General features: G+C 65.4%; 24 protein-coding genes. 15 read left to right on the forward strand and 9 right to left on the reverse strand.

Annotation, left to right across the window (positions count from 1 at the left end; all coding sequences use genetic code 11):
- A complete protein-coding gene (locus AC066S_RS21645) occupies positions 1 to 195 on the forward strand; it encodes a hypothetical protein (protein WP_126262056.1) in 195 nt (64 codons plus the stop codon).
- 438 nt (positions 196 to 633) lie between these two features.
- Positions 634 to 840, forward strand: coding sequence for a hypothetical protein (locus AC066S_RS21650; protein WP_126262058.1), 207 nt, complete (start codon positions 634 to 636; stop codon positions 838 to 840).
- A 1,204-nt stretch (positions 841 to 2,044) separates the two neighbouring features.
- On the opposite strand, the gene AC066S_RS21655 is transcribed toward AC066S_RS21650, so the two are convergent.
- Complete coding sequence (locus AC066S_RS21655; protein ID WP_478270559.1) at positions 2,045 to 2,281, reverse strand: DUF1127 domain-containing protein; 237 nt, start codon at positions 2,279 to 2,281, stop codon at positions 2,045 to 2,047.
- Positions 2,282 to 2,468: 187 nt separating this feature from the next.
- On the opposite strand from AC066S_RS21655, the gene AC066S_RS21660 reads away from it, so the two are divergent.
- Positions 2,469 to 3,812, forward strand: a complete 1,344-nt coding sequence (locus AC066S_RS21660; protein ID WP_126255831.1) for an aminotransferase-like domain-containing protein — start codon at positions 2,469 to 2,471, stop codon at positions 3,810 to 3,812.
- A gap of 3 nt (positions 3,813 to 3,815) precedes the next feature.
- On the opposite strand, the gene AC066S_RS21665 is transcribed toward AC066S_RS21660, so the two are convergent.
- Together AC066S_RS21665 and AC066S_RS21670 are read right to left on the reverse strand one after the other, a co-directional pair.
- Complete coding sequence (locus AC066S_RS21665; protein ID WP_478270560.1) at positions 3,816 to 4,415, reverse strand: YdcF family protein; 600 nt, start codon at positions 4,413 to 4,415, stop codon at positions 3,816 to 3,818.
- 65 nt (positions 4,416 to 4,480) lie between these two features.
- On the reverse strand, positions 4,481 to 5,068 hold the full coding sequence (locus AC066S_RS21670; protein WP_126255829.1) for a hypothetical protein: 588 nt from the start codon (positions 5,066 to 5,068) through the stop codon (positions 4,481 to 4,483).
- 79 nt (positions 5,069 to 5,147) lie between these two features.
- Here AC066S_RS21670 and AC066S_RS21675 point away from each other — a divergent pair, with 79 nt between their 5' ends.
- On the forward strand, positions 5,148 to 5,582 hold the full coding sequence (locus AC066S_RS21675; RefSeq protein WP_126255828.1) for a hypothetical protein: 435 nt from the start codon (positions 5,148 to 5,150) through the stop codon (positions 5,580 to 5,582).
- Between the two features lie 151 nt (positions 5,583 to 5,733).
- On the opposite strand, the gene AC066S_RS21680 is transcribed toward AC066S_RS21675, so the two are convergent.
- Positions 5,734 to 6,240: a YciE/YciF ferroxidase family protein gene (locus AC066S_RS21680; RefSeq protein ID WP_126255827.1), complete on the reverse strand. Its 507-nt coding sequence runs from the start codon at positions 6,238 to 6,240 to the stop codon at positions 5,734 to 5,736.
- 436 nt (positions 6,241 to 6,676) lie between these two features.
- Between AC066S_RS21680 and AC066S_RS21685 the strand changes: the two genes are divergently transcribed.
- The 7 genes from AC066S_RS21685 (at position 6,677) to garD (ending at position 16,748) form a co-directional block, all read left to right on the forward strand.
- Positions 6,677 to 7,759, forward strand: a complete 1,083-nt coding sequence (locus tag AC066S_RS21685) for a lysylphosphatidylglycerol synthase transmembrane domain-containing protein (protein ID WP_126255826.1) — start codon at positions 6,677 to 6,679, stop codon at positions 7,757 to 7,759.
- An 86-nt stretch (positions 7,760 to 7,845) separates the two neighbouring features.
- Positions 7,846 to 9,798 carry an SGNH/GDSL hydrolase family protein gene (locus AC066S_RS21690; RefSeq protein WP_478270561.1) on the forward strand — a complete coding sequence of 651 codons (1,953 nt, stop codon included), beginning with the start codon at positions 7,846 to 7,848 and terminating at the stop codon, positions 9,796 to 9,798.
- 458 nt (positions 9,799 to 10,256) lie between these two features.
- Positions 10,257 to 11,162 carry a LysR family transcriptional regulator gene (locus AC066S_RS21695; RefSeq protein ID WP_478270562.1) on the forward strand — a complete coding sequence of 302 codons (906 nt, stop codon included), beginning with the start codon at positions 10,257 to 10,259 and terminating at the stop codon, positions 11,160 to 11,162.
- 133 nt (positions 11,163 to 11,295) lie between these two features.
- Complete coding sequence (gene kdgD / locus AC066S_RS21700) at positions 11,296 to 12,240, forward strand: 5-dehydro-4-deoxyglucarate dehydratase (RefSeq protein ID WP_135171585.1); 945 nt, start codon at positions 11,296 to 11,298, stop codon at positions 12,238 to 12,240.
- Positions 12,241 to 12,264: 24 nt separating this feature from the next.
- Positions 12,265 to 13,623 (forward strand): glucarate dehydratase, encoded by a 1,359-nt coding sequence (gene gudD, locus AC066S_RS21705; protein ID WP_478270563.1) that lies wholly within the window; start codon positions 12,265 to 12,267, stop codon positions 13,621 to 13,623.
- An 18-nt stretch (positions 13,624 to 13,641) separates the two neighbouring features.
- Entirely contained in the window at positions 13,642 to 15,090 is a 1,449-nt protein-coding gene (locus AC066S_RS21710; RefSeq protein WP_478270564.1) for an aldehyde dehydrogenase family protein, read from the forward strand.
- Between the two features lie 116 nt (positions 15,091 to 15,206).
- Positions 15,207 to 16,748 carry a galactarate dehydratase gene (garD, locus tag AC066S_RS21715; RefSeq protein WP_478270565.1) on the forward strand — a complete coding sequence of 514 codons (1,542 nt, stop codon included), beginning with the start codon at positions 15,207 to 15,209 and terminating at the stop codon, positions 16,746 to 16,748.
- A 20-nt stretch (positions 16,749 to 16,768) separates the two neighbouring features.
- Here garD and AC066S_RS21720 read toward each other — a convergent pair whose 3' ends face one another.
- Together AC066S_RS21720 and AC066S_RS21725 are read right to left on the reverse strand one after the other, a co-directional pair.
- Complete coding sequence (locus tag AC066S_RS21720; RefSeq protein ID WP_478270566.1) at positions 16,769 to 17,506, reverse strand: hypothetical protein; 738 nt, start codon at positions 17,504 to 17,506, stop codon at positions 16,769 to 16,771.
- Positions 17,507 to 17,512: 6 nt separating this feature from the next.
- Positions 17,513 to 18,400 carry a MipA/OmpV family protein gene (locus AC066S_RS21725; protein WP_478270567.1) on the reverse strand — a complete coding sequence of 296 codons (888 nt, stop codon included), beginning with the start codon at positions 18,398 to 18,400 and terminating at the stop codon, positions 17,513 to 17,515.
- Positions 18,401 to 18,748: 348 nt separating this feature from the next.
- On the opposite strand from AC066S_RS21725, the gene AC066S_RS21730 reads away from it, so the two are divergent.
- From AC066S_RS21730 to AC066S_RS21740, 3 genes are all read left to right on the forward strand, one after another.
- The gene (locus AC066S_RS21730) at positions 18,749 to 19,429 is read left to right on the forward strand and encodes a response regulator transcription factor (RefSeq protein WP_478270568.1); all 681 of its coding nucleotides are present in this window, start codon (positions 18,749 to 18,751) and stop codon (positions 19,427 to 19,429) included.
- Entirely contained in the window at positions 19,426 to 20,790 is a 1,365-nt protein-coding gene (locus AC066S_RS21735; protein WP_478270569.1) for a sensor histidine kinase, read from the forward strand. Before AC066S_RS21730 ends, AC066S_RS21735 begins: the two co-directional genes overlap by 4 nt.
- Positions 20,791 to 20,986: 196 nt before the next feature.
- Entirely contained in the window at positions 20,987 to 21,256 is a 270-nt protein-coding gene (locus AC066S_RS21740; RefSeq protein ID WP_164718392.1) for a hypothetical protein, read from the forward strand.
- 52 nt (positions 21,257 to 21,308) lie between these two features.
- Here AC066S_RS21740 and AC066S_RS21745 read toward each other — a convergent pair whose 3' ends face one another.
- The 3 genes from AC066S_RS21745 to AC066S_RS21755 all read right to left on the reverse strand — a co-directional run bounded on the left by AC066S_RS21745 (position 21,309) and on the right by AC066S_RS21755 (position 23,642).
- A complete protein-coding gene (locus AC066S_RS21745; RefSeq protein WP_478270570.1) occupies positions 21,309 to 21,665 on the reverse strand; it encodes a hypothetical protein in 357 nt (118 codons plus the stop codon).
- 249 nt (positions 21,666 to 21,914) lie between these two features.
- Positions 21,915 to 22,508, reverse strand: coding sequence for a DUF2147 domain-containing protein (locus AC066S_RS21750; RefSeq protein WP_135171576.1), 594 nt, complete (start codon positions 22,506 to 22,508; stop codon positions 21,915 to 21,917).
- A 105-nt stretch (positions 22,509 to 22,613) separates the two neighbouring features.
- On the reverse strand, positions 22,614 to 23,642 hold the full coding sequence (locus AC066S_RS21755) for an NAD(P)/FAD-dependent oxidoreductase (RefSeq protein ID WP_126255812.1): 1,029 nt from the start codon (positions 23,640 to 23,642) through the stop codon (positions 22,614 to 22,616).
- A gap of 200 nt (positions 23,643 to 23,842) precedes the next feature.
- Here AC066S_RS21755 and AC066S_RS21760 point away from each other — a divergent pair, with 200 nt between their 5' ends.
- Entirely contained in the window at positions 23,843 to 24,310 is a 468-nt protein-coding gene (locus AC066S_RS21760; protein WP_135167338.1) for an acyl-CoA thioesterase, read from the forward strand.
- Positions 24,311 to 24,320 lie beyond the last annotated feature (10 nt).

A 24,320-nucleotide genomic window follows, 5' to 3' on the forward strand; every position in this document is an offset into this window, starting at 1 on the left:
ATGGCAAACACGGCAATCATCAGAGATGCCTACGGCGTTCCGGCGGTTTTCGTGGGTTCGAAGACAGGCCGGGACGATGCTCCCTTTGTTTTCGTCAGGGTCGGCGACGAGGAGCGCAGGATGCGCTGGTCCGAATGGGATGCTCTGCCGGCCTGGACCGGCGAGCGTCCGACCTGGGCGAGCAGAACCAAGTGAATACGGAGTGCTCGGCATGACGACGGCTCGAACGAGCACATGGACCGCAGCGCTTTTGCTGGCAGCGGCCCTGTGTACACCCGCGCCCTCAGCTTCTGCCGCGGAGCCGAACTGCCGTGCGATCGAAAGCACCAGCGCGCGCCTCTCCTGTTACGATGCGGCATTTCCGCCCAAAATGACAAGTCCCGCCGAAGCCCGCATCGGCTCATCGTCAGGCTACAAGGATCCTTTCCTTGCGGAAGAAGCCCGAACCGCCGCGAAGCTGAAGAACATTTGCCGCGGCTGCTGAGTTCCACAGACAGTTCCTGCGCGGAAACGAAATAAAGCGCTCGCTATCCAACAGATAAAGTCGCATTGTCTCGGCACCGCCGAGCGGCCCGTAGCATCTATCGGTGGTGTGAACGCGAGTTGCGCTCCCGCTTACCCCCGCAGCGGAGCATGAAAATCTTGGCTCGACGATCCCCAGAACCATCATCGACATTCGAATATCGCCTGGCGCAAGAAGCACTCAACCTTCGCCAGCAGGCCAAAGGGATGCCCGCTGGTATCCGCCGCACGGAGCTTTTGCGAAAGGCCGGGCAGATCGATGCTGCCGGAGAGGTCAACAAGTGGCTGACCTCGCCGGGACTATTGGCGCCACGGTAGGGCTTCGTCTCCAACAGGCTGAACCTACGCCGACCCCGTAGAGACCAACTGGTATCGGGATTTTACTCTCACCCTCCCGGGGCTGATCAGCCGCCGCCTGCGCTTCATTTCAAGCGGGCGGCGCTTTTGCTTGTGGCGGCGGGCCCTTTGCGGGGACCGCCCCGCAACCGGACGTGATTCCCAAGTGCCTTCCGGCACCGAGGCCACAATCCCTTGCGTTGCCCGACGGGCAAAACACCCAATCCATCGGTCAATCCGCGCTGCCAAAAACATTCTTCTTTACCGAAATTCGGAAATGACGTATGTGTCGCGCAACCCGGCCCAAGGAAGAGGGCGTATCGCGATCGTCACGAACGCGGGCCGGGCGGCGGTGGACGCCGATGGCATCGGCGCGAAGGGTTTTGCAGGGCGGAGAGCCGTGAGCGAAACGTCTCGCGCACACGACCGGTGCGATCGGCGTACGGCAAAATCGTGTGGTCCTGACGCCCGGGGTCTGGCGTCAAGTCTTGCGGTGATGTGGCGGCCCGACCGGGCACGCGCATCGATCAGCCGCAAGGCGACGGGGGCAATAGTGCAACGCTCCCCGGGGAGAGCACGACATAAGCCGTAAAGCCACTGCGCAGGGAAGGCCGGGATGTCTCCGGTTGCCCTGTTCTCCGCTATGCACGAAGCACACGCAGTCTGCTCTTGGCATGGCGGTCCACGGGAGCCAACCGGCTCCCGGCCTTCCCTGCGCCCTCTTTCAATTGAGGGTGAGGCGACCAGGCAAAACTCGGGCGAAACAAGCCGCGAGGATGCGACGCTGTGTCCGCATGAAGGCGAGTACGTTGCAAACCCTATGCATCACCGTCACCCTGAGGTGCGCGCGCTGCGGCGCGATAGCGTCGCAGAGCAAGCCTCGAAGGGCGACGGCCCCGCCGCACCAGCTCGGCCGCGCATCCTTCGAGGCTCCGCATGCGATGCATCCGCATCGCACGCCTCGCACCTCAGGATGACGGGTCGATTATTGTCGCGGCGAAGAGAGTCTGACGGTGTTGAGACGTATGCGCGGAACACTGAGCTCTCGTGCCCCGGACGCAGCGCAGCGTCTCTTCGACGATGCGCTGCAGAGCCGGGGCCCATGTCGCAGCGAGCTCACGGCCTGCCGGGTCCCGGCTCTGCGCAGCAGCGTAAGAACGCTGCAGCGCGTCCGGGACACGACAGCTCACAGATACCGCGTCAGCTCGGTCCTGACCTGTCCGTAGACCGCGTCCTCGATCTGGCTGCGCGTGATCCCGATGTCGCGCAGGGCGCGGTCGTCGAGCTCGTTCAGCGTCTTGACGGCGGAGCGGCGCTCCAGGCGGTCGAACAGCGCATAGGCGGCGTTGGCGAGCGTGCTGAAAAAGCCGCCCGAGGGGGATGGGCGAAAGCTCCGCCCGGCAGTTTGCGAGATCGTGGTCATTTTTCTTCTCCGGCCTGTCGTTCCGCGCGGCGAAGCAAATGCCGTTGGCGCGGACGCTTGTGAGCGCCTGCACCTCATTTGCCGTCGGATTGCTCTCGCTCTCCTCGGCTCAATCGCGGACCTTGATGGAACCTAAATGCTTCAGTACACTGCTCGGAGCAAGTAAAACATTGCTCTCGGTGCAATAATGTCCAAGTTCGAGTACGTGAAGCTTGCCGATGCCATTGCCTCGGATATCTCTAACGGCACGTTAAGGCCCGGCGACCGGCTGCCGCCGCAGCGCAATTTTGCCTATGACCGCGGCATCGCGGTCTCGACCGCGAGCCGGGTTTATACCGAATTGCTTCGCCGCGGCCTCGTGGTCGGCGAGGTCGGCCGCGGCACCTTCATCTCCGGCGATATCAGGCGCGAGGTCGAGACGCTGAGAGAGCCGGCCGAGGCGCGCATCAATTTCGAGGTCAATTACCCGCTGCTGCCGCAGCAATGGGCGATGATCGCCAAGAGCCTTGCCGGGCTTGAGCGCGTCGATGCGCTCGAATCCGCCCTGCGCGTCTCGACCAGCACCGGCACCAAGAGCGCGCGCAACGCGGCCGCCGCCTATCTCGCGCGCAAGGATTTCGCGCCGCAGGCCGAGCAGATCGTGTTCACCGCCAACGGCAAGCAATCGCTCGCGGCCGCGCTCGCCGCGCTCGTTCCCACCGGCGGTCGCTGCGGCGTCGAGGCGCTGACCTATCCTTACGTCAAGAGCATCGCGGCGCGGCTCGGCATCACGCTGGTCCCGATTCCGATGGACGAGTTCGGCGCACGGCCCGATGCGATCCAGAAGGCGCATCGCGAGGCGCATCTGTCGGCACTGTATCTGCAGCCGATCATCCAGAACCCGCTCGGCGTCACCATGAACGCGACGCGGCGCGCCGACATCATGCGCGTCGCCGAAAAGCTCGACCTCACCATCATCGAGGACGCGGTCTACGGCTTCCTCGCCGACGACACGCCGCTGGCCGCGCTCGGCCCGGACCGCTGCATCGTGATCGACAGCCTGTCCAAGAAGGTCGCGCCCGGCCTCGCGCTCGGCATCCTCGTGGCGCCGCCGCGCTTGCGCGAGAGCGTGATGAGCGCGGTCCGCACCGGCGGCTGGATCGCCTCCGGCCATGCGCTTGCGGCCGGGCAGCGGCTGATGGCCGACGGCACCGTCGCCGAGCTGACGCGCTTGAAACGCATCGATGCCTCGCGCCGTCAGCAGACCGTGGCAAGGCTGCTCGCCGGCTACCAGCTCGCCGCCGACCCGCGCTCCTATCATCTGTGGCTGACGCTGCCGCCGCACTGGCGCTCGCAGACCTTCGTCGCGGCCGCGGCACGGCGCGGCATCGCCCTGACGCCGTCCTCCACCTTCGCCATCGCCCACGGCCACGCCCCCAACGCGGTGCGCCTCGCCCTCGCCCCGCCCACCTTCGAGCAGCTCGATTCCGGCCTGCGCACGATCGTGTCGCTGCTCGGCACCAAGGAGGAGGATTTCGACTCGACGGAGTAGCTCTCAAGCCTCCGGCCATTCCGCGATGAAGCCCTTCGCCTTGTACGGCTCGATCTTGGCCCATTCATGCAGCATGCGGCGGCGAAATTCGGCATCGGTATGCCAGAGCGCACGCGGCGTCGCGAAGCTGTCGACGGTGAGCAACATCTTCTCGACCTCCGGCCAGTGCCGATACAGCGTCATCGGGTAGCGCCGCGCGGTCCAGGTATTGCCGAGACAGATCACGCTGCGAATGTTGGCAAGGCCCAGCGCTGCATCGATGATCGGCAGGGAGAAGATCACGTTCTCGCCCGTATTCATGGCGCGATGCTCTTCGAGGACAAGTTCCGCCGGAATGCCGGCCGCAATCATCGCCGCCTTGATGATCGAGCACTCTGATTGCTCCGAGCCCGGTGTCACACCACCGCTGACAATCGCCCAGCGGAAATAGCCTTCGCGCCACAGCCGTGCCGCGGTATCGGCCCGCAACGTGTCGTCCTCCCGAGTGCCGAACACGAACAACAGATCGGCCGGCACGAGCGGCGTCTCGATCAGATGCGTGCGGTTGATCTCGGCGATCTCATCGGCGGTCGGCAGACGAGCACCATTGTCCCTGGCTGACATGGGCCGCACGATGCGGCAGCGGCGCACGGCTGCGAACTCACGTTTGATTGCGGCCGGTTGCAAAGCTACGGCAGCAGCGCCTCGGGCAGCCGCGCCAGGGTATAGGAGCGCGGCTGGTTGCGGCGCACGAAGCCGCCGACCTGCCAGGCAAACAGCGCGGCAAAGCCGAGGATGAACAGCGCGCCGGCGAACTCGCCGATCGCCAGCGCGCGGATCAACAGGCCCGCCATCGCGACCGTCAGCATCGCCAGGGATGCCAGCACCGCCGCATAGGCCGTGCGGCCGAGTCCCGACGTCAGCACCGCGCGGCTGCCGGCTTTGGCCATCCGCGCATGCAGCTCGACGATGAAGGCGCGAAAGCCGTTGTCCTGCGGCGCCATCAGCGCAGCGGTCTGCCAGCTCGTCGACAGGATCGCGATGCGGCGGCCGCTGCCGTGGGTGATATCGGCGCGAAAGCGGTGCTGCTGCATCGACACCGGGCGGAACGACAGCCGGACCGCGCTGATCTCGTCATAAGGCCACAGGCCGGACCTGCCGCCAATGTGCCACGACAGCCCCTGCTCCGTCAGCGCGAAGCGATGCGCCGAGCCGATCAGCGACGCCTTGTAGGCATAGCTCGTGACTGCCGCAGCCTCGGCTTTCGAACCCTGCATCCCGACAATCGATCCCGTCCGCGCTATCGCGCCCGCGATCCGCTTGCGCGATCGCCCTCGCCCATCCTACAAGCGAGGCATGGTTGAGACGACCTTTTTTCCGCGCCGTCTGATTCTCGGCGCCGCAATGATCTCCGGCGTGCTGCTGGCGCTCGCGGTGCACATGCTGGGCGCGCGCTACGGGCTCGACCTCGGCGGGCTCTGGCGCTCCGACTCGGCCGAGTTCATCCCCGCGGGCGCGGCGATCGCCTGGTGGCTGATCGCATCGGTCGGGTTTTCCGGCGGCTATTTCACCGCGACGTTGATGCAGAGCGCGGTGTCCGGCCAGATCCCGCAGCGGATGCGGCAGTTCCTGATCGCGGTCGGCGTGCTCCTGCTCGCGGGGGCGGGTCAGGTGGCGGCCGCGCCGAGCCCGATCCCGACCGTCTCGGGCGTGCTGGCCGGGCTCGCAGCGCTCTGCCTCGGCGCCGTCATGGCGTTTTGCGGCGCCCATTTCGCGCTGCGCCGCGGCTGATCTCGGACGCGCAGTCGTCGCCGCTCACGTCGCGCGTGCGTGCGCACCGAAGCCGATCACCGCCGCGGCTCGATCATGACCGAATGATGATGCAGGACATGCAAGCGCCGCGCGGATGGCCGCGCGGCGCCTTCCTCGTTCAGCATTAGGCCTAGCTCGCCGCGCGCAGGTTGACCTTGCTTTCGGCAAGGCTCGTCAGTTTCTTGTCGGTCGCCTTTTCCTCCTCGAGCGTCTTGGCGAGAACGCTGGCGCAATCGTTGCGGCCGAGCTGCTTGGCCCAGGCGATCAGGCTGCCGTAACGGACGATCTCGTAATGTTCGGCGGCCTGCGCCGCGTTGATCAGCGCGGCGTCGAGCACCGCCTTGTCGGCGACTTCGCCGGCGGTCTCATCGGCTTCCTCGATGATGCCGTCGATCGCCGGACAGTCGACCGCCTTCACGGCGACGCCGTGCATCTTGAAGACTTCCTCGAGCCGCGCGACGTGCTGCTTGGTTTCCTCGAGGTGCGTCAAAAAGCCCTGTTTCAGCTGCGGATCAGTGGCCTTGCTCGCCATCTTCGGAAGCGCCTTGGTCAGCTGCTGCTCGGCGTAATAGATGTCCTGGAGCTGGTGCACGAACAGGTCGTTCATGGTCTTGATGTCTTTTGTGAACAGTCCCATCGGTCCGTCCTTTTCTTTCTGGAACACGAAGGCAGCGGCCTGCACGAAAAGCCGCTCATTCCGCCATGTTCGGTTGCTGATGAGGCCCAACGAACGCGCGACATCGACGTTCCAAAAATCACCCGCAAGAAACACCCGTATGGCTTTTGCGCTGGAACAATGCGGAGGGCGCCGGGATCTGAAATCACAGGCCCCATACGTACCGCACGAGCCCGGCGGTTTCGCGACTCATATGCTTAACGCGCCTCCGATGTGAACCGCGTATGACAAAGTTGCCGATCCGACGCAGAACCTCTTGTTGTCAAGGGCTGCACAAGCCGCTGTTTTTGCCTTAAATGAGCTGGATCATGCCTAGCGATCGATGCCTGCCTTTGGCGATGATCGCACCCGACCGGCCAAGCCTGGCCGGTCGGTCTTGCCCCCACCGGGAGGATGAATGCACGGACTGCTGCCCGCGTTGAAGCGCGGCTTCAAGAGATGGATCGGCTGGCGACGGCTTGGCGTTGCCGCGAGCATCTTCATCATCGCGTTCGCGATCACCACGCTGGTGCGGACCCTCAAGGGCATCGATACCGGGGTCATCCTGACGGCGTTGACCGAGATCCCCCGCGGCAGCATCGGGCTCGCGGCGGTGTGCGTCTTTTTCGCGTTCTGCACGCTGACCTTTTACGATTTTTTCGCACTGCGAACGATCGGCAAGAAGCACGTGCCCTATCGCATCGCGGCACTCTCGAGCTTCACCTCCTATTCGATCGGCCACAACATCGGCGCCACCGTCTTCACCGGCGGCGCGATCCGCTTCCGGATCTATTCGGACTACGGATTGAACGCGATCGACGTCGCCAAGATCTGCTTCCTGTCGGGCCTGACCTTCTGGCTCGGTAACATCTTCGTGCTCTCGATCGGCTTGGCGATCCACCCGGATGCGGCGTCCTCGATGGATCAGCTTCCCCCATCGATCAACCGGCTGATCGCGCTCGGCGGCCTTGCCTCGATCGGGGCCTATCTCGTCTGGCTGTGCATGGGCGAGAAGCGGCGCGAGCTTGGCCAGAAGGGCTGGAAAGTGGTGCTGCCCTCGGCCCCGCTGACGCTGGTGCAGATCCTGATCGGTGTGGTCGATCTCGGCTTCTGCGCCATGGCCATGTACCTGCTGATGCCGGCCAATCCGCCGATCGACTTCATGTCGCTCGCCGTGGTGTTCATCCTGGCGACCCTGATCGGCTTTGCCAGCCATGCCCCCGGCTCGATCGGCGTATTCGATGCCGCCATGCTGGTGGCGTTGCCCGAGTTCGGCCGCGAGGAGCTCCTGGCGACGCTCTTGGTATTCCGCATCCTCTATTTCGTGATCCCGTTCGGCCTCGCCATCTCCATCATGGGCACGCGCGAGCTCTGGATGAACGTGGTCGAGCCCTGGCAGGAGCGACGGCGGCTGGCGGAGGCCTGTGCGCAGGCCAATCTGCCCAAGGAGGTGACGCCGATGGAACGCGAGCGGTTGCTGCGGCAGGCCAATAGACGCTGAAGCAGCCAGCCCGGACCAAAGGGTTGCGGGCGGCGGCGCAATGCTCTCTTATTTCCGCCTCAACTTTGCCGTTGAAGACGCGGGCCATGATCCCTGTATTGCTCCGTACTCTCTCCGCCAGCGCCCTGCTGCTGGCCGGACTTTTGACCGCTTTGCCGGCCGAGCGCGCCGCCGCGCAGGACGCCGGCCCCCTGCAGATCACTTGGGAGGTGCGTAACCGCTTCCGGCTGTTCCGCGAGGAGCGCGACTTCCTGCTCCATGTCGAGAATGCGCGTAACCGCAGCATCCTGGCCGCAGAGCAATCGCTGGAGCTCCAGAGCGAAGGCCGCGGCTGGGCTCGCAACATGGTCAACCGTCTCTGCATCGACCTCCAGGGCCGCGTCAACCAGCCCTGCACCCGCGACAACACCAAGGAAAACTACCTGACCCCGATCGACCATCCCGTCACCGTGCGTCTCGTGGGCGCGGTGCCGGTCGGCGCCACCTGCGCCTGGTCGTTCGACGACGGCGACGGCCCGCAGCAATCGACCTTCGACTGCGCCGAGCCGATCAACTTGCGCGTCCGCTACGGCAAGCAGACGGTCGCGACCGTCGATGTCTCCGCCGGCTCCGATCCGACCCAGCGGGTCCAGACCGAGATCCAGGTCCGCGACATCTTCGTCGCCGGCCTCGGCGACAGCATCGCCTCGGGCGAGGGCAATCCGGACCGGCCGCTGGCGCTGTCCGACGAAGGCTTCTGCTTCCGCTCCTATCTCGGCACCGCTGGCGCGCAGTACTACCGGCCGAGCCGCCACGGCTTCAAGGGCGGCCGCGCTTGCGAGGCGCCGGATACGCTCGCGAACTGGCAACGCTATAGCGCGCTCTGGTTCAACGCACCGTGCCACCGCTCGCTGTACAGCTACCAGACGCGCACCGCGTTGGCGCTCGCGGTGCGCTACACCCACATCGCCGTGACCTACCTGCCGCTCGCCTGCACCGGCGCCAGCATCGGCGACGGCCTGCTCGGCTCGCAGCGCGCCCGCGAATGCCCGCCCGGCAAGACCGGCGTCTGCAACACCAGCGTGAACGCGCAGGTCGCCGAGCTGCGGGAGGCCCTCACCGCGGCGAAAAAGCGCCAGCCCGACCGCACGCTCGATCTCGTGCTGTTGTCGGTCGGCGCCAACGACGTCTATTTCTCCGGCCTCGTCGCCGACGTCATCGTCGACACCGCGACCGAGCGGGCGCTGTTCCGCCGCTCCGGCGTGATGGCGAGCGTCGACGATTCCCGCGATGCGCTGGCGCGCGAGCTGCCGCAGGACTTCGTCAAGCTGCGCGAGGCACTGAAGCCGCTGGTCGGCGGCGACCTCTCGCACGTGGTCTATGTCTCCTACGCCAACCCCGCGCTCGCAGAGGGCGGCGTGCCCTGCCGCGGTGGCCGCGCCGGATTCGACATCCATCCCTCCTTCAACGCCGACCCGCAGCGGCTCGCCCGCGTCTCGACTTTCGTCGACACCGAATTCCTGCCGCAGCTGAAGGGGCTCGCCACCTGCACAAGCGGTGCGCTGTGCCGCGATCCCGAAGCCGACCGCATGACCTTCGTCGATGCGCACCAGGCTGCGTTCGCCGATCACGGCTTCTGCGCGCATTCCGGCAACGATCCTGAATTTGACCGCACCTGCTTTGCCGAGAATGGCCAGAGCTTCAATCCCGATATCGTGAGCGCAGCGAGCCAGCCGATGCTGTGCGGCCGCGGCGCCTCGGAATATCGCGCCTACCTGCCCCGCGCGCGCTGGATCCGCGACGCCAACGACAGCTATTTCGCAGCAATGACCTATCCGCAGGGCTTGCCGGCCGCGAGCCAGCCGACCGACATTCACGATGCGACCTGGGGCGTGCTCTCCGCCGTCTATGGCGGCGCGGTGCATCCGAGCGCGGAAGGCCACGCCGCGATGGCGGATGCCGCCCTGCCGGCCGCAAGTGCCGTGCTCGGCCTCGATGCCGTGCCGCCGAACGTGACGCGCGGATTCCTGCCGCAGCTGCTGCCGAGCGGGCGGCAGTAGAAGCAAGGACGAGATTACTCCACACCATCATTGCGAGCCTCGCGAGCACCTTCGCACTCCGGGTGTCATCGCCCGACTTGATCGGGCGATCCAGTACGCCGTGACGATCGTGATGACCGGATAAGCCGCGGCGTACTGGATTCCCGCCTTCGCGGGAATGACAGCTGAGTGGGCGGCATCGTCTCGCGCATCAATGTCGCTTGCAGATTTCTTCGCGCCAACATCGTCTCCCAGCTGCCGTTCCATCGATCCAAAAACGGCATCGATCGATACCCGTTTGAACTTGGACACGCCGCGGCGTGCGCCTCTACGACTCGTGAACGTTCCTCCTGAGGGCTCCCATGGGAGCTTGACCAGGCAACTCAACGGCGGCCCTCAAAAGCCGCCGTCTTTGTTTTTGGAGGTGATCGATGCTAGAAGTGCCGGGGAAACGCCTTATTCATCTAAGGCATGTATCGATGTTCGACCTCAACCAGCTCCGCTGTTTCGTCACGGTGGCAGAGGAACTGCATTTCGGCCGCGCCGCCGCGCGGCTGAACATGACGCAGCCGCCATTGTCCCGGCAGATCCAGGTGCTCGAGCACATCATCGATGCGCCGCTTCTGGAGCGCACCAGCCGCTCGGTCCGCCTCACCCCCGCCGGGCGCAGCTTCCTGCCCGAGGCGCGGCGCATCCTCAAGCTTGCGGAAAGCGCCTCGCAGGTCGCCCGTCGCATCGCGCTCGGCAAGATGGGCTCGTTGAAGATCGGCTTCACCGCGGCCGCGGCCTATGGCTTCCTGCCCGAGCTGGTCGCCGCCTGCCGCGCCAAGCTGCCCGAGGTGGACTTCTCGCTGAAGGAGATGGTGTCGGGCGATCAGTTCGAGGCGCTGACCTCGGGCCAGATCGACGCCGGCCTGCTGCGGCCGCCGATCGCGCGGCCCGAGCTCGCCAGCCGCCGCGTCGTCGCCGAGCCATTGCTCGCCGCGATCCCGAAGAAGCATCCGCTGGCGAATGCCGAAAGCATCACCATCAAGGATTTCGACGATCAGCCCTTCGTGATGTATTCGCCCTATGAGAGCCGCTATTTCCACGATCTGCTGGTGGCGCAATTCAGCCGCGCCGACGTGCTGCCGCGCTATGTCCAGCATCTCAGCCAGATCCACTCGATCCTGGCCATGGTCCGCGCCGGCCTCGGCCTTGCCATCGTGCCGGCCGCGGCCGCGGGCCTGAAGATCTCCGATGTACGGCTGCGGCCGCTGAAGCTGAAGGGCCGCGTTCCGGTCGAGCTGTTCATGGTCTGGCGCCGCGAGGACGAGAATCCGCTGCTCTCGGCGCTGGTCAAAATCGCCGGTGAACTGTCCTCCGCGGAGGTGGCGGAGGATTGATGCTCAATCCGCATCGGTCGATATAGGCTTTGGCTTGGACCCGCATCGAACGGTCTCTTAAACCACGGCGCATGGACGCGCAGGCCTTTGAGGCTCCCCGTCCTCCACAACACGCACGAAGGGAACAGCGCCCGTGAGCAAGATGACCCCGCAGGAGATGGCCCAGAAGATCGGATCCGGCCTCCTGTCCTTTCCCGTCACGCCGTTTAAGGCCGACTATTCTTTCGACGAAGCGACCTACCGCGCCAACATGGACTGGCTGTGCGGCTACGACGTCGCCGGACTGTTCGCCGCCGGCGGCACCGGCGAGTTCTTCTCGCTGACGCCGACCGAGGTTCCTGAAGTCGTGAAGGTTGCCGTCGAGGAGACCAAGGGCCGCGTGCCGGTGCTCGCCGGCACCGGCTACGGCACCGCGATCGCCCGCGAGATCGCTGTCGGTGCGGAAAAGGCCGGCGCCGACGGCCTGCTCTTGCTGCCGCCCTATCTCACCCATTCCGAGCAGGAGGGCCTCGCCGCCCATGTCGAGGCGGTGTGCGCCTCCGTGAAGATCGGCGTCATCGTCTACAACCGCGACAACGCCATCCTCCAGCCCGACACGCTGGCCCGCCTTGCCGAGCGCTGCCCGAACCTCGTCGGCTACAAGGACGGCATCGGCGACATCGAGCTGATGACCCGCGTCTACACCAAGCTCGGCGACCGCCTCACCTATGTCGGCGGCCTGCCGACCGCGGAGACTTTTGCGCTGCCCTATCTCGACATGGGCGTGACGACCTATTCGTCCGCCGTGTTCAACTTCGTGCCGGAATTCGCGACCCATTTCTACACGGCCGTGCGCAAGCGCGACCACGCCACGATCCAGGCCGGCCTGAAGAACTTCATCCTGCCGCTGATCGCGATCCGCAACCGCAAGAAGGGCTATGCGGTCTCGATCATCAAGGCCGGCATGAAGGTGATCGGCCGCGACTCCGGCCCGGTCCGCCCGCCGCTCACCGACCTCACCGAGCAGGAGATCGCGGAGCTGACCGCGCTGGTGAAGAATCTGCCCGCCATCCGATCGTCACAACAGGCTGCAGAATAGGACGACAATAGCGAGGAGCGTAGGATGGCCCTGACTGAGATTTCCGGCGCGCCGGTCGCCGGCGCACCTGTCGTCACGGCGATGCAGGTGATCCCGGTCGCGGGCCGCGACAGCATGCTCCTCAATTTGAGCGGCGCCCACGCGCCGTTCTTCACCCGCAACATCGTCATCCTCACCGACAATGCCGGCCACACCGGCGTCGGCGAGGTGCCGGGCGGGCAGAAGATCTGGCAGACGCTGCAGGACGCCCGCGATCTCGTGATCGGCAAGACCGTCGGCGCGATGAACAACATTCTCGCCGACATCCGCACGGCCTTCGCCGATCGCGATGCCGGCGGCCGCGGCAAGCAGACGTTTGATCTCCGCGTGATGATCCACGCGGTCACCGCCGTGGAATCCGCTCTCCTCGATCTGCTCGGCCAGCATCTGGGCCTGCCAGTCGCCGCGCTGCTCGGCGAAGGCCAGCAGCGCAGCAGCGTCGAGACGCTCGGCTATCTCTTCTTCGTCGGCGACCGGCGCAAATCCAAGCTGAACTATGTCCAGGGCGAGACCGGCAAGGCGGAATGGTTCAACCTTCGCCATCAGGAGGCGATGACGCCTGAGACCGTTGTGCGGCTCGCGGAAGCGACCCACGATCATTACGGCTTCGCCGACTTCAAGCTCAAGGGCGGCGTGCTGCGCGGCGAGCAGGAGATCGAGGCCGTCACCGCGATCGCCCGGCGCTTCCCGAACGCCCGCGTCACGCTCGACCCCAACGGCGCCTGGTCGCTGGACGAGGCGATCAGCCTCTGCAAGGGCATGCACGGCATCCTTGCCTATGCCGAGGACCCCTGCGGCGCCGAGGCGGGTTTCTCAGGCCGCGAGATCATGGCCGAGTTCCGCCGCGCCACGGGGCTGCCCACCGCGACCAACATGATCGCGACCGATTGGCGCCAGCTGTCCCATGCGCTGCGCCTCGGCGCTGTGGACATTCCGCTGGCCGATCCCCATTTCTGGACCATGCAGGGCTCGGTGCGCGTCGCCCAGACCTGCCGCGACAACGGCCTGACCTGGGGCTCGCACTCCAACAACCATTTCGACATTTCGCTGGCCATGTTCACCCATGTCGGCGCCGCCGCCCCCGGCAAGGTCACCGCGATCGACACCCATTGGATCTGGCAGGACGGCCAGGCCCTGACCAGGGAGCCGCTCCAGATCAAGGGCGGCAAGATTGCGGTCCCGGACCGGCCGGGACTAGGTATCGAAATCGACAGAGCCGCTATCGATGCCGCGCATGACCTCTACAAGCAGCATGGACTTGGCGCCCGGGATGACGCTATTGCCATGCAGGACCTGATCCCCGGCTGGACCTTCGACGACAAGCGTCCCTGCCTTGTACGGTAAAACACTCTGGAGGAAACGATGACTGCGATCCTGAAGAACTTCATCGGCGGCGAATGGGTCGACGGCTCCGGCGTCACCAGGAACATCAACCCCTCCAACACCAACGACGTCGTCGGCGAATACGCCAAGGCGGACAAGGCGCAGACCGAGAAGGCGATCGCCGCCGCCAAGGCCGCCTTCCCCGCCTGGGCGCAATCGACGCCGCAGGCGCGCTTCGACGCGCTCAACAAGATTTCCCTCGAAATCCTCGCCCGCAAGGAAGAGCTCGGCCGCCTGCTCGCGCGCGAGGAAGGCAAGACCCTGCCGGAAGGTATCGGCGAGGTCGCCCGTGCCGGCCAGATCTTCGCGTTCTTCGCCGGTGAAGCGCTGCGCCTGATCGGCGAGAAGGGCGCCTCGGTGCGTCCCGGCCTCGACGTCGAGCTGACGCGCGAGCCGATGGGCGTCGTCGGCATGATCACGCCCTGGAATTTCCCGATCGCGATCCCGGCCTGGAAGATCGCCCCGGCGCTCTGCTACGGCAACACCGTGGTGTTCAAGCCGGCCGAGCTGGTGCCCGGCTCGGCGCATGCGCTGTCGGAGATCATCACCCGCTCCGGCATTCCCGCCGGCGTGTTCAACCTCGTGGTCGGCTCCGGCTCGGTGGTGGGCCAGACCCTGCTCGATCACCCGGATGTGGCCGCGATCTCCTTCACCGGCTCGGTGCAGACGGGGCGCAAGATCGCGCAGGCCTGCGTGCTCTCCAACCCGATGAAGAAATTCCAGCTCGAGATGGGCGGCAAGAATCCGCTGGTCGTGCTCGACGACGCCGACCTCAAGACCGCCGTCGAGGTCGCAGTCAACGGCTCCTATTTCTCGACCGGCCAGCGCTGCACCGCCTCCTCCCGCCTGATCGTCACCGAAGGCATCCACGACCGCTTCGTCGCGGCGATGGCCGAACGCCTGAACAGCCTGTCGGTCGACGACGCGCTCAAGGCCGGCGTGCATATCGGCCCCGTGGTCGACCAGAGCCAGCTCGACCAGGACCTGCGCTACATCAAGATCGGCCAAGATGAGGGCGCCAAGCTCGCCTACGGCGGCGAGCTGCTCAAGCGCGAGACCCCCGGCCATTACCTGCAGCCGGCGCTGTTCACCGAAGCCAACAACAACATGCGCATCGCGCGTGAGGAGATCTTCGGCCCCGTCGCCGCCGTCATCCGCGCCAAGAACTACGAAGAGGCCCTCGCGATCTCCAACGACACCGAATTCGGTCTCGCCTCCGGCATCTGCACCACCAGCCTGAAATACGCCTCGCACTACAAGCGCAACAGCGAGTCCGGCATGGTGATGGTCAATCTGCCGACCGCCGGCGTCGACTATCACGTGCCGTTCGGCGGCCGGAAGGGCTCGAGCTACGGCGCCCGCGAACAGGGCTCCTACGCGCGCGAGTTCTACACGACGGTGAAGACGGCCTATACGTTCCCGGGCTGATCGGCTGACTACGTAGGGTGGGTTAGCGCAGCGTAACCCACCTCTTCTTTTTCTGCGGACCGAGACATTGGTGGGTTACGCTGCGCTAACCCACCCTACAAATCCCGGAGTCCTCCATGGACCAGGACGTCGCAGCGAAAGAGCAGCCCCGCTACATCAAGCTCAACGAGCGCGACAATGTCGCGATCGTGGTCAATGATTTCGGGCTTCCCGCCGGCTCCCGCTTCGCCAGCGGACTGACGCTGCGCGCCTTCGTGCCGCAGGGGCACAAGACGGCGCTGGTCGACATCGCGCAAGACCAGCCGATCATCCGCTATGGCGAGATCATCGGCTACGCGCTGTCGCCGATCCGCGCCGGCGAATGGGTGGACGAGGCGCGCATCCGCATGCCGGAGGCCCCCGACTTCGACAAGCTCGAAATCTCCACCGCCGTCCCCGCCCCGCTGCCGCCGCTCGAAGGCTTCACGTTCGAGGGCTATCGCAATCCCGACGGCTCGGTCGGCACCAAGAACATCCTCGGCATCTCCTCCTCCGTGCAATGCGTCAAGGGCACGATGGAGTATGCGGTCAAGCGCATCCGCGCCGAGCTGCTGCCGAAATACCCCAACGTCGATGACGTCGTGCCGCTCACCCACGCCTATGGCTGCGGCGTCGCCATCACCGCGCCCGATGCGGTGGTGCCGATCCGCACGCTGCAGAATCTCGCGCTCAACCCGAATTTCGGCGGCGAAATCCTCGTCGTCGGCCTCGGCTGCGAGAAGCTTGCGCCCGAGCGGCTGGTGCCGGAGGGCGTCAGCGATGCCATCGTGCGGATGCAGGACGAAGCCTTCGACGGCTTTGGCGCGATCGTCGATGCGATCATGACCCAGGCCGAGGCCCGCTTGAAGGTACTCAACGCCCGCAAGCGCGAGACCTGCCCGGCCTCCGATCTCGTCATCGGGCTGCAATGCGGCGGCAGCGACGCCTTCTCCGGCGTCACCGCCAATCCCGCCGTCGGCTTCGCCGCGGACCTCTTGGTGCGCGCCGGCGCGACCGTGATGTTCTCCGAGGTCACCGAGGTGCGCGACGCCATCCAATTGCTCACGCGGCGCGCGATCAACGAGGATGTCGGCCGCGCGCTGGTGCGCGAGATGGCCTGGTACGATTCCTATCTCGCCCGCGGCGGCGCCGACCGCAGCGCCAACACCACGCCCGGCAACAAGAAGGGCGGCCTCGCCAACATCGTCGAGAAGTCGCTCGGCTCGATCGTCAAGTCGGGCTCGTCGGCCATCACCGGCGTGCTCTCGCCCGGCGAGAAGGCGACGCAGAAGGGCATGCTGTTCGCGGCAACGCCCGCTTCGGACTTCATCTGCGGCACGCTCCAGCTCGCCTCCGGCATGACCTTGCAGGTGTTCACCACCGGCCGCGGCACGCCTTACGGTCTTGCGGCAGCGCCCGTGATCAAGGTCGCCACCCGCAGCGAGCTCGCGCGGCGCTGGAAGGACCTGATCGACTTCGACGCCGGCAGCATCGCCACCGGCGAGAAGACCATCGAGGAATGCGGCTGGGACCTGTTCCGCCTGATCCTCGATGTCGCCTCCGGCCGCACCAAGCCATGGTCGGACCGCTGGGGCATCCACAACGACCTCACGCTGTTCAATCCGGCGCCGGTGACCTGAGCGCGGACGAGCCGGCTTCACTATCCCCCGATCAAGTGCATGTCACCGAACGTGACCGGCAGGCTGCGCGTAATGAGGTCGACGACGGCCGCACGCAGGCGTTCGCTCGGCGCAGAACCGCCCAGCGCCTCGTCGACCGGCCCGCTCGGACCGGCCAGTGGCACGGTGCCGGTGTTGTCGAGCGGCGCGGCCGCCCGCTTCTCGATCACGTTGAACGACTTGCCGTCGATGATGCGAACTTCGTACAGCGCGTGGATCAGGCCGTAATCCGCGAGCAGCGTCCGGTATTCGGCAAGGCCAACGCCCTCGACGTTGCGGCCGTTTCCAAGTTTCGACCGCGCCCGGGTGATGACGATGTACGCGTCCAACCCCTGCGGGGCGACGTCGCTGCGAACCAGCTCCTTGAACGGATCGCTGCGCAAGAGATTGACGGGCGCAACCGCCGAATCCCTGATCGCAGCAAACGCAGCGCGCCTGTAGGTCAAGGGCTGCACGCGAAAGCGTCCCTCCAGCAGCCTGGTCGCCTGCTGGACGATCAACTCATCCAGCGCCCACGCGCTGATCGGCAGGCTTTGCGCGGTGGTGCCCAGTCGGGTCAGACCGGCTTGCGTCAGGCTCATCTCCTCGCCGAGGGCGGAGACGATGCCGACCGTCTTGATCGCCTGAATACGACTCGCGCGCGTCTCGAATGCCGCGGCGGCGCCGAGCGCGACGCAAGCGGCCGCGAGGCCAATCCAAAGAAATGCAATGCGGCGCATGGCGAGCTATCGAATCCTGAAATCGAACGAATAGGACGCGCCGAGGCCGACGGTGGTCTGGCTCGACGACCCGCGCAGCTTCACCAGCGGACTGTCCGCGGCATCGCCGAGCAGCTTCTCGTATTCGACATAGGCGTGGACCTCCCATTGCGGATTGATGCGATAGGAGATCTGGCTGCCGAAGCCGACCGAGTGCGCGCCGCTCTTCGCGTCGTACATCGGCAATCCCGAGGCCAGTGCCTGCGCCGCATCGACGCCGAAGTAAGGCGCGGTCGCCTTGGTGCTCTTCCAGGTGAAGCGCGGACCGGCCGAGATCGTCAGCCTTTGAATCAGCGGCACGATGACGTCGGCGGAAATGTCGGCGACCGTCCCGGTGTGCCCGCCGATGCCCTGGCGCAATTCGCCGCGCAAGCGTAGCCAGTCGACCGGATAATATTCGACGAAGCCGCCAAGCTCGTAGGCAGCCTTGACGTCGCCAAGGCCGATCAACTCGGCATATTTGTCGGCCTTGCGCGAGGCGACGTATTTGAAGGCAGGTCCCGCGCGAAAATTACCGACGTCGAGCAGCGCGATGCTGGCGCTGTCGCGCGGTCCGCGAAACTGATCGATCGATCCGGCGCGACGAATCGAAAAGATCGGGATCGGCATCAGCTTGCCGTTCTTCGATCCGACGAAGTCAGGCATGTACTGCCCGCCGATGCCGACCATGACGGTCCAGTTTCCGGAGGGCGACGGCAGCATCGGCAGGTCGAACGGCGGCGCCGGCAGCGTGAACGCGGTCTGCGCCACGGCCGGTTGAGGGATCGTCAGCGTTGCGCCGAGTGCGGCAAGCACGGCGGTCGTCAGCCGCGCATTCCCCGAGAGGCGGAGAGCGGCTTCGTCAAGATGCATCATTAGGGGGCCCCGTACCGGCCTTGGAGGCTGGTCGACTGAGTGGTTCGAGCCCCAGCATGTGGTCCGGCAAAATTGCCCCAAGATTGCAAGGCGAGAGCTGCTGGCCGATCCGCTGCCGCCGTGTGCCGGTCGCGGCCCGCCGAACCGACATTGCCCGAACATTGCCGCGAGACCTGCTTGCGTCAAAACTTTGAGCGGCAGCACCGGCCAGCGCCCGCGTTCCTGCCTTTTATTCGCCAAGCTGGCTGCCTTAATGGGAACCCTGCGAGAGCCGAAACGCCAGACTTCGGCCCGGGAGCGTCACGCTCAGGGGTGTGTTGCCCCAGCAGAGTCAAGGACGACCCCCGCGTGCGTTCCCTCGTGATCGAAGACGAACCGCAGATCGGCGCCTATGTCAGCCGCCTGCTCGGACAATTGCACGGAATCGTCGACATCGTCGGCTCGATCGCCGATGCCCGTCAGGCGCTCGACAACTTCAAATATGATCTCGCGATCGTCGATCGCATGCTGCCCGACGGCGACGCGCTCCAGGTGGTCACGGCGCTGAACCGGTCGCCCGACCGCCCCGCGATCATCATGCTGACGTCCCGGGACGCCAAGGAGGACGTCGTCGACGGCCTCAACGGCGGCGCCGACGACTATCTCGGCAAGCCGTTCGAGCCGCAGGAACTGATCGCGCGGGTGCGCGCCGTGTTGCGACGACCCCGCCTGCTCGCGCCCTCCGTGCTCTCGCTCGGCAATGTCGAGCTGCATCTCGGCAGCAACGAAGTCGTGGTCGCTGACAGCAAACTCCTGCTGCGGCGGCGCGAGGCGCTGATCCTCGCTGCCCTCTTGATGCGCCGCGACCGCGTCATCACCCGCGCCGCGCTGATCGAGGAAATCTACGGTTTCGACGACGAGATCGAATCCAACACGCTTGAAGCGCAGGTCTCGCGCCTGAGGAAGAAGCTGGCCGCATTCGGCGGCGACGTCGAAATTCGGAGCATGCGAGGCATCGGCTACATCCTGCGGCTGGCAACACCGCGATGAAATCGATCGCCCGGACGTTTGCACTGTCGCTCGGCATTGCCGCCACGGCGATCTTCCTGACCATGCTCGGTATCTTCATCTGGCGGTATCCGACCGAGGAACGCGAGTTTAGATCCTGTCAAGTTGTGGCCGCCGTTCTCGATCGCGCGACAGTGATCGAAGGGCAAAAACTGACGGTACGTTCGACTCCTGCCCTCGAGGAACTGAAAGCGGACAGCCCAAACCTCTGGTATGTCGTGTCCGCGGGCGACCTGCTCAGCGAGTACGGCAGCGAACATCGGCCCGCCCTCCCCTTCGTGTTTCCTTACCACGGGCCCGTCGGTTCGTCCGTCTTCAGCACGCTCGACCAAAACAGCACCTTCTGTCTCTCCGCGGTGCAACGGGGCTCGTTGCGGCTCGCGATGATGGTCGGCGAGCCTCAGGTGCGCTTTGGCCGTATTGCAAGGACGTTTCTCCTCCGCAGGGTCTTTTCGATCATGCTGGTGGCGCTGGCCTTCGCAGCCACCGTCGCGATCGGTTCGGCGCTTGCTGCGCGTTTCGTCTCGCGCGGCATCGAGCGGGTCGCGCGTCGCGCCCTCGCAATCGATCCGTCGGCCCCGCAGGGCCTGATCTCGTTGTCCGAGGTCCCGCGCGAGCTGAAGCCGCTGGTCGCGGCCTTGAACCGCGCCTTCGGCGAGATCGACGCCTATATCAGGATGCAGCGCCGCTTTCTCGGCAATGCCGCCCATCAGCTCCGCACGCCGCTGACCCTGCTGCGCGCCAAGATCGACGATGTGCCCGATCCGGCTCTGAAGGCCGAGCTGGTGCGCGACGTCCGCCGGCTGACCTCGCTGGTCTCGGCCATGCTCGACCTCGCCCGGCTGCAAAATCATGCGATCGAGAAGCGCCCGATCGATCTCGCGCAGATCACGCTGGATGTGCTGGCCGATTTCGGCCCCTCGGCGCTGGACGCCGGCATCGAGCTTGCGCTGGAGCAGGACGGCAAAGGTCCATTCGTGGTACAGGGCGTCGACGCTGCGATCCGCAGCGCGCTTGCCAATCTCGTCGGCAATGCACTCATCCACGCCCGTGGCGCGCGACGCATCGTCGCCACGCTCGACCGCAACGGCATCTCGATCTACGACGACGGCGCCGGCCTGCCGGACGGCGTCGAGCAAGGGCTGACCGAACCGTTTCAGACCGGCAATACAGCAGGCGACGGCGCCGGCCTCGGCCTGTCGATCGTCCGCGAGATCATGGCCGCCCATGGCGGCGAGCTGGTCATCTCCTCCGCGCCCGGTCACGGCACGACCATGAGCCTGCGCTTTCCCGTGACCGCAGTGCCGGCCAGATCTCCACGCCGGGAGCTGCAGACCGGCTAGCTGCGAGCGGCGTCGATCGATGCCGCGAAACCATCCGGAAACATTGACGCGGAAAACTTCGTCGCCGTTTCATCCTGTCGCATTACGCAATCAAATAGGTTCGTGCACGGACACACGATTGTTCGCACGCGAGCGAACCTCTTCCTGCATCGTCACGACCAAACCTCCGATTGACATCTTCAACGGAGATTTTCCAATGCGTCTTCTCACCATGATCGTCGTCGCCGGCGCCTTGGTTGCGAGCTCGACCAGCGCGTTTGCCGGTGAGCTTCCCTCTTACGAAGTGAATTCGTTGCCGATCTCGGCGACCCAGGTGCAGGTGCTCGGCGGCGCCGGCGTCGAGGAGCAGTCGGCCGCCCCCACCATGATCGTCGCCGGCATGCCCGCCTCGCCCGCCCAGGTTTCGGTGCTGTCGCCCCGGGTCAAGCAGCTTGCGAGCGCGGGTTCGGGAAACCAGGCGCGCTAAACCTCTACTTCGCTTGCGGCGCCTGCATCGGATGCGGGCGCCGTCAGCGTTTTCAGGTCATGCTGCCCGGCATGAAGCAGCGCACGCGCGGATGACCGTCGATATAGTGCTTCCACACCATGGTGCGACCGATCTTGTTCGGCACGGTGATCACGGCACCGTCGGGCACCACCACCCATTCGTCGTCGATGCGGACGCGGAAGCGGCCGCGATCGGACTCCCAATCGACGTCGGCAATGACGTAGCCGTCGGCGTCGGTGCAGCATTGACCGAACTCGCTATGCAGGCTTTCGAACCAGGGCTTTAGCGGTGAGTTGGCGTAGCGCCCGTCGTCGCGCGCCTGTGCCGAGAATGTCAGAAGCACCGTCGCGCCCAGCAGCGTCGCTGCGCACAATCTTGAAAATTTCATCTCGTCGTCCCGCGATCAAAATGATCCGTGCGGGGGACGACTACGCCATCGGTTGTCCGCGCCTTGAATCAGGCGTGGCACCGGCGACTCGTTCCCCCGCCAGCTGACGACAACTATGCAAATCCGCTGCCAACGCGCATTCCGGGGAATTACTGCCGCACGGCGCAAAACCATGCGCCTTTCGGCGGACGCGGCCTAGGATCAAAATCCGGCGCCGAGAAGATGGCGCTGAGAAATACCGAAACCGGCCTATTGCTTGGCCGGCGCCATCATCGAGCCGCCGCTCTTCTTCGGCGCCGGTGCCGGCGGCTTGGTGGTCGCGGCTTGGGCGGGCAGATATTTTGCGACGATGGCGGGATCGACCTGGGCGATGTTGGCGTCAGGCAGACGCGTCCAGGTCTCATCCTTGCCGAGCAGCGCGATGCCGAGATAGCCGCGCAGGGTCAGGGTCTGGCCGTCGGGACTGACCTTCATGTTGGCCTTCCAGATCTGGCCATCGCGCGGATTGAGCACGTTGCCGCCTTCGTACTTCAAGCCTTCGCGCTTCATGTTGCGGACGAAGGAGATGCCGAGCACCGGCGCGTTCTTGCGGTCATCGGTGCACTTGCTGCAGACCTCGTTCGGATCGTCACCGGGGCGCGGGAAGGTCTTTGCGATCACGCCTTCGAAGATGCCGTTGCGTTCGACGAAGAGAAACCATCCGACCGTCTTGCCGTCTTCGACCTTCTGCCACAGGCCCGCCGCCGTGGGCTCGGCGGTCTGCGCCGCAGACGGTGTCACCGTCGCGAGCGACAACGCGAGCGCGAGGAAGGAGAGCAGCCGAAAGCTGGAGAAATTCAGCATTAGATCACCTTGCTATTCCACGACCGGAATGGCCGCAGACTACGGCGATTTCGCGAACTGTTCCAGCACCAGAAACATGGGGCATTGCTTCCCGCCCCGTTGCCGTCAGTTGACTCCCAGCTTCTTTTGCAGGCTGGAGGACGAGGTGGTGTATTGGAACACGAGCCGCTTCTCCGGATAGACGTAGCGATGGGCTTTTTGCGACATCAGCGCGCCCTCGTGGAAGCCGCACAGGATCAGCTTGATCTTGCCGGGATAGGTGTTGATGTCGCCGATCGCGAAGATGCCCGGCACATTGGTCTCGAACGCGGATGTTTCGACCGGCACCAGATTGTTCTCCAGCGCAATGCCCCAGTTCGCGACCGGACCGAGCTTCATGGTCAGTCCGAAGAACGGCAGCATGGTGTCGCAGGCGATTTCGGTGATGCTGTTGTCATTGCCCTTGACGGTGGCGCCGGTGAGCTTGCCTTCGGCGCCGGAGAGTGCGGTGACCTGGCCGAGACGGAGATCCATCTTGCCGTCGGCAACCAGCGCGCGCATCTGCTCGACGCTGTGGGGCGCGGCGCGAAACTCGTCGCGCCGGTGCAGCAGCGTGATGCGCTTGGCGATGGGGTGCAGATTGAGCGTCCAGTCGAGCGCGGAATCGCCGCCGCCGACGACCAGCACGTTCTTGTCGCGGAACGTTTCCATCTTGCGTACCGCGTAATGCACCGAGGTGCCTTCATAGGCCTCGATGCCCGGCACCGGCGGACGCTTGGGCTGGAACGAGCCGCCGCCGGCCGCGATCACCAACACCTTGCACTCGAACACCTTGCCCGCATCCGTGGTGCAGCGAAACAAGGGATCGCCGATCTTCTCCACGGTCTCGACCATCTCGCCGAGATGGAAGGTCGGATGGAACGGCTTGATCTGCTCCATCAGCGCGTCGGTGAGGCCCTGCCCCGAGACGTGCGGAATGCCGGGAATGTCGTAGATCGGCTTTTCCGGATAGAGCTCGGCACACTGGCCGCCGACCTTGTCGAGGATGTCGACGAAATGCGCCTTCATGTCGAGAAGGCCGAGCTCGAAGGCGGCGAACAGACCGCAGGGGCCGGCGCCAATAATCAGCACATCGGTTTTGATCGCGTCGCTCATGTCGTCTCTTTGTCTGTCGCTATCTGTCGGACGGCGCCCTTTGGGCCGAGGTGACCGCGCTGGGCCGAGGTGACCCCGCCTGTCTAGCCAACGGGGATGGATCAGGGAAGGCATAAAAGCGGGAGCGCCCCGCGGCCGCGCCCACTTGCCGGGGCAGGATAACTGGGCTGTAACGAGCAAGATATGACGGAGATCAATCGGTGAACGCACCAAGTCGCCTCGATACGACGCCGCGCCTGGAGGACTTTCCCTACCGCCTCAGCGACAACGTCCGCTTCGGCGATCTCGATCCCAACCAGCACGTCAACAACGCGGTCTACGCCACCTATTTCGAGACTGGCCGTGTCACCCTGATGAAGCTGCCGGAATACGGCCTGACGCCGCCGGGCCTCGCCTGGATCATGGTGCGCCTCGACATGCATTTCCGCGCCGAGCTGCATTGGCCGGGCACCATCGAGCTCGGCCTCGGCGTCGTCAAGCTGGGACGCACGTCCGTGACCTTCGAGCAGGTCGTGTTCTCGGAAGGAAAATGCATCGCCTCGGCGACGTCGGTCGGCGTCTTGCTCGACGAGGCGACGCGCCGGCCGGCCCCGCTGACCCCTGAGGTGATCGAGAAATTCAGACCCTGGCACAAGCGCGGCATCGAGGTCGCGCCGCCGAGCAGCTAGACTAGTCTTG

The sequence above is a fragment of the Bradyrhizobium sp. CFUWI genome (assembly GCF_056429085.1).

Excerpts from the sequence above, each read along its gene's own strand:
- AC066S_RS21665 (WP_478270560.1), bottom strand. The coding sequence starts at position 4,415 with ATGTCAGCCAGGGACAATGGTGCTCGTCTGCCGACCGCCGATGAGATC.
- AC066S_RS21745 (WP_478270570.1), bottom strand. The coding sequence starts at position 21,665 with ATGAAATTTTCAAGATTGTGCGCAGCGACGCTGCTGGGCGCGACGGTG.
- AC066S_RS21685 (WP_126255826.1), top strand. The coding sequence starts at position 6,677 with ATGCACGGACTGCTGCCCGCGTTGAAGCGCGGCTTCAAGAGATGGATC.
- AC066S_RS21670 (WP_126255829.1), bottom strand. The coding sequence starts at position 5,068 with ATGCAGGGTTCGAAAGCCGAGGCTGCGGCAGTCACGAGCTATGCCTAC.
- AC066S_RS21755 (WP_126255812.1), bottom strand. The coding sequence starts at position 23,642 with ATGAGCGACGCGATCAAAACCGATGTGCTGATTATTGGCGCCGGCCCC.
- AC066S_RS21645 (WP_126262056.1), top strand. The coding sequence starts at position 1 with ATGGCAAACACGGCAATCATCAGAGATGCCTACGGCGTTCCGGCGGTT.
- AC066S_RS21680 (WP_126255827.1), bottom strand. The coding sequence starts at position 6,240 with ATGGGACTGTTCACAAAAGACATCAAGACCATGAACGACCTGTTCGTG.
- AC066S_RS21695 (WP_478270562.1), top strand. The coding sequence starts at position 10,257 with ATGTTCGACCTCAACCAGCTCCGCTGTTTCGTCACGGTGGCAGAGGAA.
- gudD (WP_478270563.1), top strand. The coding sequence starts at position 12,265 with ATGGCCCTGACTGAGATTTCCGGCGCGCCGGTCGCCGGCGCACCTGTC.
- AC066S_RS21750 (WP_135171576.1), bottom strand. The coding sequence starts at position 22,508 with ATGCTGAATTTCTCCAGCTTTCGGCTGCTCTCCTTCCTCGCGCTCGCG.
- AC066S_RS21720 (WP_478270566.1), bottom strand. The coding sequence starts at position 17,506 with ATGCGCCGCATTGCATTTCTTTGGATTGGCCTCGCGGCCGCTTGCGTC.
- AC066S_RS21735 (WP_478270569.1), top strand. The coding sequence starts at position 19,426 with ATGAAATCGATCGCCCGGACGTTTGCACTGTCGCTCGGCATTGCCGCC.
- garD (WP_478270565.1), top strand. The coding sequence starts at position 15,207 with ATGGACCAGGACGTCGCAGCGAAAGAGCAGCCCCGCTACATCAAGCTC.
- AC066S_RS21650 (WP_126262058.1), top strand. The coding sequence starts at position 634 with ATGAAAATCTTGGCTCGACGATCCCCAGAACCATCATCGACATTCGAA.
- AC066S_RS21725 (WP_478270567.1), bottom strand. The coding sequence starts at position 18,400 with ATGATGCATCTTGACGAAGCCGCTCTCCGCCTCTCGGGGAATGCGCGG.
- AC066S_RS21655 (WP_478270559.1), bottom strand. The coding sequence starts at position 2,281 with ATGACCACGATCTCGCAAACTGCCGGGCGGAGCTTTCGCCCATCCCCC.
- AC066S_RS21710 (WP_478270564.1), top strand. The coding sequence starts at position 13,642 with ATGACTGCGATCCTGAAGAACTTCATCGGCGGCGAATGGGTCGACGGC.
- AC066S_RS21690 (WP_478270561.1), top strand. The coding sequence starts at position 7,846 with ATGATCCCTGTATTGCTCCGTACTCTCTCCGCCAGCGCCCTGCTGCTG.
- AC066S_RS21740 (WP_164718392.1), top strand. The coding sequence starts at position 20,987 with ATGCGTCTTCTCACCATGATCGTCGTCGCCGGCGCCTTGGTTGCGAGC.
- AC066S_RS21675 (WP_126255828.1), top strand. The coding sequence starts at position 5,148 with ATGGTTGAGACGACCTTTTTTCCGCGCCGTCTGATTCTCGGCGCCGCA.
- AC066S_RS21660 (WP_126255831.1), top strand. The coding sequence starts at position 2,469 with ATGTCCAAGTTCGAGTACGTGAAGCTTGCCGATGCCATTGCCTCGGAT.